The organism is Streptomyces durhamensis, assembly GCF_000725475.1.
GTDB lineage: Bacteria > Actinomycetota > Actinomycetes > Streptomycetales > Streptomycetaceae > Streptomyces > Streptomyces filipinensis.
In genome coordinates this window covers 108,590-122,119 of the sequence record NZ_JNXR01000005.1, presented here as the reverse complement: position 1 = coordinate 122,119, position 13,530 = coordinate 108,590, and the positions used below count along the sequence as shown (strand labels likewise).

15 protein-coding genes are annotated in these 13,530 nt (G+C 72.2%); 11 read left to right on the top strand and 4 right to left on the bottom strand.

Features of this window, described 5'->3' with window-relative positions; translation table 11 throughout:
- Window positions 1-8 precede the first annotated feature (8 nt).
- On the top strand, window positions 9-446 hold the full coding sequence (locus tag IO33_RS0108310) for a GNAT family N-acetyltransferase (protein ID WP_031161980.1): 438 nt from the start codon (window positions 9-11) through the stop codon (window positions 444-446).
- 89 nt (window positions 447-535) lie between these two features.
- Window positions 536-1,129: a histidine phosphatase family protein gene (locus IO33_RS0108305; protein ID WP_031161978.1), complete on the top strand. Its 594-nt coding sequence runs from the start codon at window positions 536-538 to the stop codon at window positions 1,127-1,129.
- Here IO33_RS0108305 and IO33_RS0108300 read toward each other — a convergent pair.
- The 4 genes from IO33_RS0108300 to IO33_RS0108285 all read right to left on the bottom strand — a co-directional run bounded on the left by IO33_RS0108300 (window position 1,111) and on the right by IO33_RS0108285 (window position 3,804).
- Complete coding sequence (locus IO33_RS0108300) at window positions 1,111-1,554, bottom strand: DUF6314 family protein (protein WP_031161976.1); 444 nt, start codon at window positions 1,552-1,554, stop codon at window positions 1,111-1,113. The genes IO33_RS0108305 and IO33_RS0108300 overlap by 19 nt on opposite strands.
- Before the next feature lie 103 nt (window positions 1,555-1,657).
- Window positions 1,658-2,098, bottom strand: coding sequence for a carboxymuconolactone decarboxylase family protein (locus tag IO33_RS0108295; protein WP_031161973.1), 441 nt, complete (start codon window positions 2,096-2,098; stop codon window positions 1,658-1,660).
- The gene (locus IO33_RS0108290) at window positions 2,095-2,520 is read right to left on the bottom strand and encodes a MerR family transcriptional regulator (protein WP_031161971.1); all 426 of its coding nucleotides are present in this window, start codon (window positions 2,518-2,520) and stop codon (window positions 2,095-2,097) included. The genes IO33_RS0108295 and IO33_RS0108290 overlap by 4 nt, the downstream gene beginning before the upstream one ends.
- Window positions 2,521-2,571: 51 nt before the next feature.
- Window positions 2,572-3,804, bottom strand: coding sequence for a cysteine desulfurase (locus IO33_RS0108285; RefSeq protein WP_031161969.1), 1,233 nt, complete (start codon window positions 3,802-3,804; stop codon window positions 2,572-2,574).
- Between the two features lie 96 nt (window positions 3,805-3,900).
- On the opposite strand from IO33_RS0108285, the gene IO33_RS0108280 reads away from it, so the two are divergent.
- From IO33_RS0108280 to IO33_RS0108240, 9 genes are all read left to right on the top strand, one after another.
- Window positions 3,901-4,503 (top strand): ABATE domain-containing protein, encoded by a 603-nt coding sequence (locus IO33_RS0108280; protein WP_245235735.1) that lies wholly within the window; start codon window positions 3,901-3,903, stop codon window positions 4,501-4,503.
- A 195-nt stretch (window positions 4,504-4,698) separates the two neighbouring features.
- Complete coding sequence (locus IO33_RS0108275; RefSeq protein ID WP_031161965.1) at window positions 4,699-7,257, top strand: YfhO family protein; 2,559 nt, start codon at window positions 4,699-4,701, stop codon at window positions 7,255-7,257.
- 23 nt (window positions 7,258-7,280) lie between these two features.
- Window positions 7,281-8,231: a glycosyltransferase family 2 protein gene (locus IO33_RS0108270; RefSeq protein WP_031161963.1), complete on the top strand. Its 951-nt coding sequence runs from the start codon at window positions 7,281-7,283 to the stop codon at window positions 8,229-8,231.
- On the top strand, window positions 8,228-8,599 hold the full coding sequence (locus IO33_RS0108265) for a GtrA family protein (protein ID WP_031161960.1): 372 nt from the start codon (window positions 8,228-8,230) through the stop codon (window positions 8,597-8,599). The genes IO33_RS0108270 and IO33_RS0108265 overlap by 4 nt, the downstream gene beginning before the upstream one ends.
- Window positions 8,600-8,655: 56 nt before the next feature.
- Complete coding sequence (argC, locus tag IO33_RS0108260; protein ID WP_031161957.1) at window positions 8,656-9,684, top strand: N-acetyl-gamma-glutamyl-phosphate reductase; 1,029 nt, start codon at window positions 8,656-8,658, stop codon at window positions 9,682-9,684.
- Complete coding sequence (gene argJ / locus IO33_RS0108255) at window positions 9,681-10,832, top strand: bifunctional glutamate N-acetyltransferase/amino-acid acetyltransferase ArgJ (protein ID WP_031161955.1); 1,152 nt, start codon at window positions 9,681-9,683, stop codon at window positions 10,830-10,832. Before argC ends, argJ begins: the two co-directional genes overlap by 4 nt.
- Entirely contained in the window at window positions 10,829-11,734 is a 906-nt protein-coding gene (gene argB, locus IO33_RS0108250; RefSeq protein WP_031161953.1) for an acetylglutamate kinase, read from the top strand. Before argJ ends, argB begins: the two co-directional genes overlap by 4 nt.
- Window positions 11,731-12,948: an acetylornithine transaminase gene (locus IO33_RS0108245; RefSeq protein ID WP_031161950.1), complete on the top strand. Its 1,218-nt coding sequence runs from the start codon at window positions 11,731-11,733 to the stop codon at window positions 12,946-12,948. Before argB ends, IO33_RS0108245 begins: the two co-directional genes overlap by 4 nt.
- 7 nt (window positions 12,949-12,955) lie before the next feature.
- Entirely contained in the window at window positions 12,956-13,501 is a 546-nt protein-coding gene (locus tag IO33_RS0108240) for an arginine repressor (protein WP_031161948.1), read from the top strand.
- Window positions 13,502-13,530 lie beyond the last annotated feature (29 nt).

Below are 13,530 nucleotides of genomic sequence, written 5' to 3'. Positions count from 1 at the left end.
TCCGGACCGTGAACGACACACCCGCCCTCCCTGACCGCTACGAGTTCTCCGCCGACACCGCGCGCGTCGACGTCGACCGCGTCCACGGGTGGCTGTCGACCGACGCCTACTGGGCGATCGGGCGGCCCCGCGAGAAGCACGAGCGGGCGATGGCGTCCTCGCTGAACTTCGGCGTGTACGACCGGGCGTCGGGGGAGCAGGTGGCGTACGCCCGCGTGGTCACCGACCAGGCGGTGTTCGCCTGGCTCGCCGATGTGTACGTGGACCCCTCCGTGCGCGGCAAGGGCGTCGGCACCGCCTTCGTCGGCCGCATCCGCGACCACCTGGCGCCCTACGGGCTGCGCCGCATGCTGCTCGCCACGGCGGACGCCCACGGGGTGTACGAGAAGGCGGGCTTCCGGCCGCTGGACCGCCCCGACCAGTGGATGGTGCACCCCTTCGCGTAGGCCGGCGCCGCGGTGACCGGCCGCACACCCGCTGTGACGCACAGCCGACAGCCCTTGACCTGTCCTCCCTCGCGGCTCACCATCACCGCATGCCACTGAGGGTGACGTTCGTCGCCGCCGCGCGCAGCGCCCCGCTGCTCGCGGAGCGCTTCGATGACGACCGGCCGCTGGACCAGGCCGGCTGGGACGAGGTCCAGCGCGTCGCCGGGGACCTGATGCCGCTGGCGGCGGCCGAGCTGCGCTACTGCTCGCCGACCCCGCGCAGCCGGGCCACCGGCGACGCGCTGGGGTACGCCCCGCTGGTCCAGCTCGCCCTGCGGGACTGCGACATGGGCCGCTGGCGCGGGATGACCCTGGGCGAGGCGATGGCCCGGGAGCCCGAGGCGGTCGACGCCTGGCTCGCCGACCCGCGCGCCACCCCGCACGGTGGTGAGTCCCTGCTGGGCTTCATCTCCCGGGTCGGCGGCTGGCTGGACACCCGGCCGGTGGACGACGCCGGCCGGATCGTCGCCGTGGCCGAGCCCGCCGTGATCCGCGCGGCCCTGGTCTACGCCCTGAAGGCGCCGCCCTCGACCTACTGGAACATCGACGTCCGGCCGCTGTCCGCGTCCACCGTCACCGGCCGCGCGGGCCGCTGGAACCTGCGCCTCGACGGGGTCCGCGCTCAGTCCTCGCGGACGTAGTCCGTGGTCAGCACCAGATCCTTCGCCGGGCCGCCGACCCGCCACACGGCGCGCCAGTGGTCGGCGTCCCGGACGGTGAACTCGCCCCGGTAGAGGTCGGCCGCGCAGGGGTGGCCGGCGACGTACCGTCCCGACGTCAGGTCCAGCTCGTGGAAGGGCCGGCCGTCCGCGAAGCGCACGTCCGCCGTACCCGGCACGGGCCCCGGCAGGAAGCGGAGCGTGCGGCTCGCCGGGCGCGCGACGCCCCGCCAGGTGAAGGTTCCGGACTCCTCGTGCAGCAGCCCGCCGTCCGGCAGCGGACGGAACACGGTGATCCCCTCGAAGCGTCCCTCGTCGCCGCTCGCCAGGTCCCGCACGCTGCGTTCGACCTGCCAGCGCCCGGCGAGATGGGCGAGGACGTCGGCCACGGGCCAGAACGCGCCCATCGTCATGCCTCCCTGTCGTGCACGCCCCATTGACGTGCTCATACCCCCCTCCCCATCTTGCCGTTCGAAGTGCTGACCGGTATCTGATATTTCGAGCAAGGACTCAGGCGGAGGCAGCCGCGTTCTCGCCTGCGGGCTGCTGTCCGAGCGGCAGCAGCCCGCGCTCGGCGAAGACCTTCTTCGCGGCGAAGGTGGCGTTCAGCGCCTTCGGTATGCCGCAGTAGACGGCCGAGTGCAGCAGCGCCTCGGTGATCTGCTCCGGGGTGAGTCCCACGTTCAGGGCCGCGTTCACATGGACGTCCAGCTGGGCCTCGCAGCCGCCGAGCGCGGTGAGCATGCCCAGGGTGACCAGCTGGCGGTCGCGCGGGGCGAGTGCGGGCCGGTCGTAGATCTCCCCGAAGGCCCAGGCGACGATCTGGTGGCCCAGCTCGGGGCTGATGTCGGCGAGCGAGTCGACGACCCGCTGCCCGGCCTCGCCGTCGACCTTCCTCAGAACCTCCAGGCCGCGGGTGAAACGCTCGTCACGGGTGGTGCTCTCGCTCATGCCGGTCCGTCCGTCCCCGTCTGCCGCTCGTGCAGCAGTCGTTCGTAGTGATCGATCTTGTCGTCCAGCGCGGCCGCGTTGCGCCTGAGCGCCCGGATGCGTCCGGCCAGGTCGGCGCGGTGCTCACGGAGCATCGCGAGCCGGTCGGCGACCGTCGTGTCCCCCTCCGCCCGCAGCCGCGCGAAGCACTGCATGTCGGCGATCGACATACCGGTCTCGCGCAGCCGCAGCAGGAACTCCAGCCAGGCCAGGTCGGCGGTGTCGTAGCGCCGCTGGTTGCCGGTGGTGCGGCCGACCCGCTCGATCAGCCCGGCCTTCTCGTAGTAGCGCAGGGTGTCGTGGCTCAGGCCCGTCCGCTCGGCCACCTGGGCGATGGTCAACGACGGTTCCCGGTCCTGCGGGAGGGGGTGTCCGCTGGTCATGACAAGAACGGTAGAACCTGGAGTGTGCTCCAGGTCAAGCCGGTTCGCCGATCATCCTCCGAAGTACTTCTGGGCCGCCCGGACCCCCTCCACCAGCGCGTCCACCTCGTCCGGGGTGTTGTAGACGTAGAAGCTCGCCCGGGTCGTCGCCGGGATGCCGTACCGCTTGACGATCGGGCGGGCGCAGTGGTGGCCGACGCGGACGGCCACGCCCCGCTCGTCCAGCACCTGGCCGACGTCGTGCGGATGGATGCCGTCGACCGTGAAGGACACGGCCGAACCACGGTCGGCGAGGCCGGCCGGGCCGACGATCCGGACGCCCGGGACCTCGGCCAGCAGCTGAAGGGCGCGGGCGGTGAGCGTGTCCTCGTACGCCGCCACCTCCGCCATGCCCAGCCGCTCCAGGTACTCCACCGCCGCCGCGAGCCCCACCGCCTGCGAGGCCATCGGCACACCCGCCTCGAAACGCTGCGGCGGCGGCAGGAACGTGGTGCGGTCCATCTCCACGATCTCGATCATCGAGCCGCCGGTGAGGAAGGGTGGCAGGCCGGCGAGCAGGTCCGCCCGGCCCCACAGCACGCCGACGCCGTTCGGACCGAGCATCTTGTGGCCGGAGAAGGCGAGGAAGTCCGCGCCCAGCTCCGCCACGTCGACCGGGCGGTGCGGCACGGACTGGGCGCCGTCCACGACCACCAGGGTGCCGAACGCATGGGCGCGGTCGGCCAGTTCACGGACCGGATTGATCGTGCCGAGGACGTTGGACTGGTGGCTGAGGGCGAGCACCCTGGTGCGCTCGTCCAGCAGCTCATCGGCCCGGGACAGGTCGAGCCGGCCGTCGTCGGTGAGCCCGAACCAGTCGAGCCGGGCCCCGGTCCGCTCGGCGAGCTGCTGCCAGGGCACCAGGTTCGCGTGGTGCTCCATCTCCGTCACCACGATCCGGTCGCCGGGGCCGAGCCGGCCGGAGTTGCCCAGCGCGTAGGCGACGAGGTTGATGCCCTCGGTGGTGTTCCGGGTGAAGACCACCTCGTCCGCGTCGGCGCCGACGAACCGGGCGACGGTGTGCCGGGCCTGCTCGTACGCCTCCGTCGCCTCGCCCGCGAGCTGGTGCGCGCCGCGGTGCACGGCCGCGTTGTGGCGCAGATAGAAGTCCCGCTCGGCGTCGAGGACCTGCAGCGGCTTCTGGGTGGTGGCCCCCGAGTCCAGGTAGACGAGCGGGGCGCCGCCGTCCAGGGTCCGCTCCAGGATGGGGAAGTCCTTGCGCAGCGCGTGCACGTCGAAGGCCACGACGGCTCACCTCTCACGGTTTCTGTCTCACGGGTTTGTCGGTGGTTCTCCGTGAGGAAAGCTAAGCCCTCCTCACGGAGAACCGCAAGCATTACCATGAGGAGCGTGGATCACGAGGCCCCTGTCTCCCTGCACCGGCACCCGGTCCCGGGCGAGGACCGGTACCTGTCGCTGGCGCTGGTCAACACGCGCTTCGCCGTCAGTCATGGCGAGGTCGACCTGCTCGACGACACCGAGGCCGCGCACCTCTGGCTGGTCCGGCACGAGCTGCTGCCCGACCGGGTGGACCTGAACGGCAGGCAGTCCGGCCGGCTGCGCGGCCTGCGCGAGGCGCTGCGCGCCCTCTTCGAGGCCCGCGCCGCCGCGGGCAGCCCGCCCGCCGGCGCCCTCGACACCCTCAACACCGCCCTCGCCGCCGCGCCCGCCACCCCCCAGCTCGCCTGGAGCGCCGACGGCCCGCGCCGCGCCGACCTGCCCGACAGCGGAAACCCGGCCGCGGCCGCGTTCTCACTGCTCGCCGAGGACGCCGCCGACCTGCTCACCGGCGCGGACGCCGGCCAGCTCACCGAGTGCGCCGCCCAGGGCTGCAGCCGGTGGTTCCTGCGCTCCCACGGCGCCCGCCGCTGGTGCACGACCAAGTGCGGCAACCGGGTCCGGGCCGCCCGCGCCTACGCGGCCCGCAAAGCCGGTTCACCATAAAAACATCCCCCGTAAATCAGAGGTTTTCCGGTACGTCATCGAATTCACGCGCTGTTTCCCGTATTCGGAGGCGGACACGTCACTTTTCGGCGCGCGGACAACCAACCGGAAACTTGAACCGTCTACGTCGGCGAAATGAAGGGCACACCTTTGTGGGGGAACGCCGAAAATGCACCGCACGGACAGGGACAGGGCGTGAAGCCGGCGGACCGCCCGAGGCCGGCCGCCGCCCTGCTCGCCGCGGCCGTCGCGATCACCGCGTTCTGCGGCGGTGACGTCCTAGCGCGCGGCTACCCCTTCGGTCCCCGCACCCGCAGCGTCAACGACCTCGGCAACCAGTACGTGCCCTTCCACGCCCACCTGTGGGACCTGCTGCACGGGCACGCCGACGGCGGCCTCCTGGTCAACTGGCAGTCCGGTGACGGCTCCAGCTTCCTGCCCGACCTCGGTACCTACCTCGGCAGCCCGTTCGCCCTGCTCGTCGCCGTCTTCCCCCGGGACCGGATCGACCTCGCCGTCTATGCCGTCACCGTCCTGAAGATCGCCTCCGCCGCGGCCGCCATGGCCTGGCTGCTGCTCGCCCTGCGGCCCGGCCGCTGGTGGGCCGCGGGCCTGCTCGGGGTCTCCTACGCGCTGTGCGGCTGGACCGTGGCCGACGCCGACTACAACCCGATGTGGCTCGACGGCCTGATCGCGCTGCCGCTGCTGTGCCTGGTCGGTGAGTGGGCGCGCGCCGGGCGCCGGCGGTTCGCGGGCGTCCTGGTCGTCGCCCTCGCCTGGACCGCCAACTTCTACACCGCCTACATGGCCACCCTCGGCGCCGCCCTGGTCCTGCTGCTGCGCCTGCTGCTCGCCCGCCCGCCCCGCCGTCAGGCGCTCGCGGCGGCCGGCCGCGCCACCCGCACCGTCGCCCTCGGGGTGGGCCTGGCCGCCCCGCTCGTCACCGTGATCTACTTCGGCACCCGGCACGCCTACCCGGGCCGCGTGCGGCAGTTCACGCCGGTGCCCGGCGAGGACCTGCTGGCCCGGCTGCTGCCGGCCACGTACGGCTTCGGCTCCCCGGCCCTCTACGTCGGCACCACCGCCCTGGTGCTCGCCCTCGCCCTGCCCTTCCACCGCGCGGTCCCCACCCGGGTCCGCGCGGGCTGGACCACACTGGTCCTCGGGGTCGCCCTCTCCCTGCAGTGGGCGCCCACCCATCTGCTCTGGCACGCCTTCGCCACCCCCCAGGGCAGCTCCTACCGCCAGGCCTTCGTCCTGTGCGGGCTGCTCGTCATCGCCGCCTGGCACGCCCTGGCGTACGGCCTGCCCGACCGGCGCGCCCTCGGCGCCGCGGCCGCGCTGCTCGCCCTGATCACCGCCGTCGCGAGCACCAGCGGGCTGGTACGGGCGCACACCTGGCCGGTGCTGCTGCTCGCCGTCGGCGGCACCCTGGGCGGACTCGTCCTCCTCGGCCGCGCCGGGCCGCGCACCCGACTCGCCGGCCTGGCCGTCGTACTCCTCCTCGGGGCCCAGGCCGGCGAGAGCGCCGCCACCTCCGCCGTCGCCACCAAGCTGCGCATGAAGCACCTGGACGACTACGCGCCCTGGGGGGAGCGGCAGCAGCGGCAGGCGGCGGCGATCGCCGAGGCCGACGGCTGGCCCCGCTACCGCACCGACCCCGGCCGCGAACAGACCGTCGGCAACGACCCGCTGCTGGTCGGCGGTCAGGGCGCCCAGTACTACAGCAGCCTCACCTCCGACGTGCTCAGCCGCACCCTCACCGCCCTCGGCGGCGGCTGGACCTCCCGCGGCCGCAGTGTGCAGAGCCTGGACAACGCCGTCACCGACGTCCTCTTCTCGGTCGGCGCCCGGCTGCACAACCCACCGGACCCGCACCAGGGGGCGCTGCCCGGCGACAGCGCCTCCAGCACCGTCACCCGGCGCGAGGTGCCGCCCCTGGTGACCGTGCGGACCACTCCCGACCCCACCCCGTTCGGCACCTCGCCGTACCGCAACCAGGAACTGCTGCTCGGCAGCCGCGTCTACACCGTGCCCCGCACCAGCGTGTACGACGACGCCGGCCGGCCCGTCCGCAGCCGCGCCGTGGGCTCCGGGAGCGCCACGGCCGCGCCCGCGGTCACGGCCCGCTGCCCGGCCGGCACCCAGGTGAACCTCTGGGCGCCGCACTTCTCCGGCACCGCACGGCTCGCCGGCACCGGCACGGACGCCTTCTTCCGGTCCGCGGACGGCCGCGACCGGGCCGCCATGGAGCCGCTCGGCCGCACCCCGGCCTCCGGACGTGTGCGGATCGAGCTGACCCCGGACCGGCCCGGCCGCCTCCCGCCCGGCGCGATCGGCTGCCTGGACACCGCCCGGCTGCACACGGCCGCAGCCCGGCTGAAGGCCGGCGGCGCCACGGAGGTGACCGTCTCCGACGGCACCCTCCGGGCCCGGCTGCCCGCCCCCGGCAAGGGCATCGCGGTCGTCGCCGCGCCCCGCATCGCCGGCTGGCGGTGTGCCACGGGCGACCACGCGGCGCGGCCCGCCGGCGACTACCACGGTCTGATCGCCGTCCCCCTGGACGCCACCTCGACCAGCCTGACCTGCACCTTCCACCCACCCGGCCTGCGACTGGGCACGACCGTCGGGCTCGTCTCGCTCGTCACCCTGATCCTGCTCACCGCCCTGGGCCCTGCCGTCCGCCGCCGGCGCGCCCCCGTGCCGCCCACGACCACACCACCGCACGAGCGCGTGACCGCCACCGCACCCTGACCGCGCCCCTGGGGGGACCCGCCATGCTGATATCGATCGTCGCGCCCTGCTACAACGAGGAAGACGTCCTCGCGCGCTTCCACGAACAGGTCCAGCGCATCGCCGACGAAATGCTGCCGCTCGGCCACGACATGGAGTTCGTGTACGTGGACGACGGCAGCCGCGACCGTACGCTCACCGTCCTGGAGCACCTGGCGGACCGTGACGCACGGGTGCGCTATGTCTCCTTCAGCCGTAACTTCGGCAAGGAGGCGGCCCTGCTGGCCGGCCTGCGGCACGCCTCCGGGGACTCGGTGATCGTCATGGACGCCGACCTCCAGCACCCGCCGGAACTGATCAGGCGGATGGTGCAGTTGCGCGAGGACGGTCACGACCAGGTCATCGCCCGGCGCAGCCGCACTGGTGACCGCCTGGCCCGGACCCTCACCGCGCGCCTGTACTACCGGCTCGTCAACCGCCTGGTCGACGTCGAACTCGTCGACGGCGTCGGCGACTTCCGGCTGTTGTCGCGCCGCGTGGTGGACGCCGTGCTGGCCCTGACCGAGTACAACCGTTTCTCCAAGGGCCTGTTCGCCTGGGTGGGCTTCCCGAGCACGACCTTCGAGTACGAGAACGCCGCGCGCGAGGCAGGCAGCAGTTCCTGGGACCTGCGCGGCCTGCTCAACTACGGCATCGACGGGCTGCTGTCCTTCAACAACCGCCCGCTGCGCGCCGCCCTCTGGCTCGGCATGGGCCTGCTGCTGTGCGCGGGCCTCTACACGGCCTGGATCGTGGGCGCGGCGCTCGTCCACGGGGTCCAGACACCCGGCTATGTGACCATCATCACCGCCGTCACGGCCCTGGCCGGAGTGCAAATGGTCATGCTGGGAGTGATCGGGGAGTACACCGGACGCATCTACTACGAGGTGAAGGGTCGCCCGCACTTCCTGGTGAAGGCGACCAACGTGGAACGGACGAAAGACCTCATTCCTTGAAGCGACAGATCCTCACCTTCGCCTTGGTCGGTGTGATCAACACCGCCACCTATTACTGCCTCTACCTTCTCTTCCTCACCTGGCTGCCCTATCTGGCGGCGCACATTCTCGCTTTTGCGCTCAGCATGGTCGGATCCTTTTTCCTGAATGCCCGCTTCACCTACCGCATTCGGCCCACCTGGCGGAAGTTCCTGCTGTTCCCGCTGACCAATGTGACCAATTTCCTCATCACCACGGCCGGTGTGTACGTGATCGTCGACGTCCTGCACGCCGGCAGCCGTTTCGCTCCGTTGGTCGCCTCCGCCGCGGCGATCCCGGTCACCTTCGTCGTCTCGCGCTGGGTGATGCTCCCCGGATCGATCGCCTAGTCGTTGCATAAAACTGCAGCGCTACGTATAGTCATGCCATCACGAGGAGGATGGACATGGCGGTACGTGCGGCGGTGGCCGGAGCGAGCGGATACGCGGGCGGAGAACTGCTGCGCCTGCTCCTCGCCCACCCCGAGGTCGAGATCGGTGCGCTGACGGGACACTCCAGCGCCGGGCGGCGGCTCGGCGCGCTCCAGCCGCATCTGCTGCCGCTGGCCGACCGCGTGCTGGCCGAGACCACGGCCGAGGCGCTCGCCGGGCACGATGTCGTCTTCCTCGCGCTGCCGCACGGGCAGTCCGCCGCCGTCGCCGAGCAGCTCGGCCCGGACGTCCTCGTGGTCGACATGGGCGCCGACTTCCGGCTGCAGGACCCGGCCGACTGGGAGGCCTTCTACGGCTCCGGGCACGCCGGCACCTGGCCCTACGGCCTCCCCGAACTCCCGGGTGCCCGTGCCCGGCTCACGGGGTCCAGGCGCATCGCGGTGCCCGGTTGCTACCCCACCGCCGTCTCCCTCGCCCTGTTCCCGGCCTACGCCGCCGGACTCGCCGGGCCCGAGGCGGTCGTCGTCGCCGCGTCCGGCACCTCCGGCGCGGGCAAGGCGCCCAAGCCGCACCTGCTCGGCAGCGAGGTCATGGGCTCCATGACGCCGTACGGCGTCGGCGGCGGCCACCGGCACACCCCGGAGATGATCCAGAACCTCAGCGGGGTGGCGGGGCGGCGGGTCGCGGTCTCCTTCACGCCGACGCTGGCGCCGATGCCGCGCGGAATCCTCGCCACGTGCAGCGCGTCCGCTGCCGAGGGGGTGACGGGGGAGTCCCTCCGGGCCGCCTACGAGAAGGCGTACGCCGACGAGCCCTTCGTGCACCTGCTCCCCGAGGGCCAGTGGCCCGCGACGGCGTCCGTCTACGGTTCCAACACCGTTCAGGTGCAGGTCGCGTACGACGAGTCCGTGGGCCGCATCATCGCGATCAGCGCCATCGACAACCTGACCAAGGGCACCGCCGGCGGTGCCGTCCAGAGCATGAACCTCGCCCTGGGTCTTCCCGAGACCACGGGTCTTTCCACGATCGGAGTCGCACCGTGAGCGTCACGGCAGCCAAGGGATTCACGGCGGCGGGGGTCGCCGCCGGGATCAAGGAGAACGGCAACCCCGACCTGGCCCTCGTGGTCAACAACGGGCCCCGCCGTGCCGCCGCGGGCGTCTTCACCTCCAACCGTGTGAAGGCCGCGCCGGTGCTGTGGTCCGAGCAGGTCCTCAAGAGCGGCCAGGTCTCGGCGGTCGTCCTCAACTCGGGCGGCGCCAACGCCTGCACGGGGCCCAAGGGCTTCCAGGACACCCACGCGACCGCCGAGAAGGCGGCCGAGGTGCTCGGCCGGGGCGCCATCGAGGTCGCCGTCTGCTCCACCGGCCTCATCGGCGTGCTGCTGCCCATGGACAAGCTGCTGCCCGGCGTCGAGACGGCCGCCGCCGGTCTGAGCGAGCACGGCGGTGAGAAGGCCGCCATCGCCATCAAGACCACCGACACCGTCCACAAGACGTCCGTCGTGACGCAGGACGGCTGGACCGTCGGCGGCATGGCCAAGGGCGCAGGCATGCTCGCCCCGGGCCTCGCCACCATGCTCGTCGTCCTCACCACCGACGCCGACCTCGACAGCGCCACCCTGGACAAGGCCCTGCGCGCCGCCACCAAGGTCACCTTCGACCGCGTCGACTCCGACGGCTGCATGTCCACCAACGACACCGTGCTGCTGCTCGCCTCCGGCGCCAGCGGCATCACTCCCGGGTACGACGAGTTCGCCGAGGCCGTCACGCGGGTCTGCGACGACCTCGGCCGCCAGCTCATCGGCGACGCCGAGGGCGCCAGCAAGGACATCAAGGTCGAGGTGGTCAACGCGGCGAGCGAGGAGGACGCCGTCGAGGTGGGCCGTTCCATCGCCCGCAACAACCTCCTCAAGTGCGCGATCCACGGCGAGGACCCCAACTGGGGCCGCGTGCTCTCCGCGATCGGCACCACCCGGGCCGCCTTCGATCCGGACCGCCTCAACGTCGCCATCAACGGCGTCTGGGTGTGCAGGAACGGCAGCGTCGGAGAGGACCGCGAACTGGTCGACATGCGCTACCGCGAGGTGCACATCGTCGCCGACCTGGCCGCGGGCACCGAGACCGCGACGATCTGGACCAACGACCTGACCGCCGACTACGTCCACGAGAACAGCGCCTACTCGTCATGAGCACTCGCAAGCACACGGCCCTGCCGAAGGCCCAGATCCTCATCGAGGCGCTGCCCTGGCTGACCCGGCACCACGGCAAGACCGTCGTCATCAAGTTCGGCGGCAACGCCATGGTGGACGAGGAGCTGAAGGCCGCGTTCGCCCAGGACGTCGTCTTCCTGCGGCACGCCGGCCTCAAACCGGTCGTCGTGCACGGCGGCGGCCCGCAGATCAGCGCGGCCCTCGACCGGCACGGCATCGTCAGCGAGTTCAAGGCGGGCCTGCGCGTCACCACCGAGGACGCCATGGACGTCGTACGGATGGTGCTCGCCGGGCAGGTGCAGCGCGAGCTGGTCGGCCTGCTCAACCAGCACGGGCCGCTCGCCGTCGGCCTCACGGGCGAGGACGCGCACACCATCACCGCCACCAGGCACCAGCCCGAGATCGACGGGGAACTCGTCGACCTCGGACGGGTCGGCGAGATCACCGACATCGACACGGGCGCGATCGAGGCGTTGCTGGCCGACGGCCGCATCCCGGTCGTCTCCTCGATCGCCCGCAGTCAGGACGACGGACATGTCTACAACGTCAATGCTGATACGGCGGCTGCGGCACTCGCTGCGGCACTGGGCGCCGAAACCCTCATGGTCCTCACCGACGTCGAGGGACTCTACGAGGACTGGCCGAACTCCGACGAGGTGATCAGCCGCCTCACCGCTTCCCAGCTGGAGAAGCTGCTGCCGGAGCTGAGCTCCGGCATGGTGCCGAAGATGGAGGGCTGCCTGCACGCCGTGCGCAACGGCGTGCGCACCGCCCGCGTCATCGACGGCCGGGTCCAGCACTCGATCCTGCTGGAGATCTTCACCGACGAGGGCATCGGCACGATGGTCGTGCCCGACGAACGCGAGGGGGACGCACAGTGACGGGCCACCAGGGCAACCAGGAGCTGACCGAGCGCTGGCAGGGCGCGCTCATGAACAACTACGGCACCCCGCGGCTGCCCCTCGTCCGCGGCGAGGGCGTGAAGGTGTGGGACGCCGACGGCCGGGAGTACCACGACTTCGTCGGCGGTATCGCGACCAACGCCCTCGGCCACGCCCACCCGGCGATCGTGGAGGCCGTCGGCAGGCAGATCGCGTCCCTCGGCCACATCTCCAACTTCTTCATGGCCGAGCCCACCGTCGCCCTCGCCGAACGGCTGCTGCAGCTCTTCGGCCGGGAGGGCAGGGTCTTCTTCTGCAACTCCGGCGCCGAGGCCAACGAGGCCGCCTTCAAGATCGGCCGGCTCACCGGGCGCACCCACATGGTCGCCACCGCCGGCGGCTTCCACGGCCGCACGATGGGCGCCCTCGCGCTCACCGGCCAGCCCGCCAAGCAGGACCCGTTCCGGCCGCTGCCCGGCGACGTCACCCATGTGCCCTACGGCGACGCACAGGCGCTCGCCGCGGCGGTCACGGAGGAGACGGCGCTCGTCGTCATCGAGCCGATCCAGGGCGAGAACGGGGTCGTCGTGCCGCCGGCCGGCTATCTGAAGGCCGCCCGCGCGATCACCGCCGCCACCGGCGCCCTGCTGGTCCTGGACGAGGTGCAGACCGGCATCGGCCGCACCGGCACCTGGTTCGAGTACCAGGCCCACGAGGGCGTCCTGCCCGATGTCGTCACCCTCGCCAAGCAGCTCGGCGGCGGCCTGCCGCTCGGCGCCACGGTCGCCTTCGGCCGGGCCGCCGAGCTCCTCCAGCCCGGTCAGCACGGCACCACCTTCGGCGGCAACCCGGTCGCCTGCGCCGCCGGACTCGCCGTCCTCGACACCATCGCGAACGAGGGGCTGCTCGACAACGTCAAGCGGCAGAGCGAGCGGCTGCGCGAGGGAATCGAGGGGCTGGGCCACCCGTTGATCGATTATGTGCGGGGTGCCGGCCTGCTCCTGGGTATCGTGCTCACCGGGCCGCGCGCGCAACAGGTGCAGCAGGCGGCCCAGGAGGCCGGGTTCCTGGTGAACGCGCCCGCCCCCGACGTCGTACGGCTCATGCCTCCGCTGAACCTCCACGACGACGAGGTGGGTGCCTTCCTCCGGGCGCTGCCCGGAATCCTCGACACAGCGAACCCAGTGGATGGGGACGGACGATCCGCAGAATAGGACGACGATGAGCCAGGCGCAGGACCACGAGCAGGCGGCGGGTGCCGGACCAGCCGTGCCGCAGACCCGTACCGCGCGGCACCGCCGGATCGTGGACATCCTCAACCGGCAGGCGGTGCGGTCGCAGAGCCAGCTGGCGAAGCTGCTCGCCGACGACGGGCTGAGCGTCACCCAGGCGACGCTCTCCCGCGACCTCGACGAGCTGAACGCGGTGAAGATCCGCAACACCGACGGCGAGCTGATCTACGCGGTGCCGAGCGAGGGCGGCTTCCGCACCCCGCGCGCGCCGCTGGGGGAGTCCGCGAAGGAGGAGCGCATGCGGCGTCTGTCCCAGGAGCTGCTGATCTCCGCCGAGGCGTCCGCCAACCTCGTGGTCCTGCGCACCCCGCCGGGCGCGGCCCAGTTCCTGGCCTCGGCCATCGACCAGGCCGAACTGCACGACATCCTGGGCACCATCGCCGGTGACGACACGCTGCTGCTGATCAGCCGCGAGCCGGCCGGGGGGCAGGCCCTGGCGGACCATCTGCTGCGGCTGGCGCAGAACGGTCACTGACCCCGCATGCGGCGGCCTGCCGGTCGGCG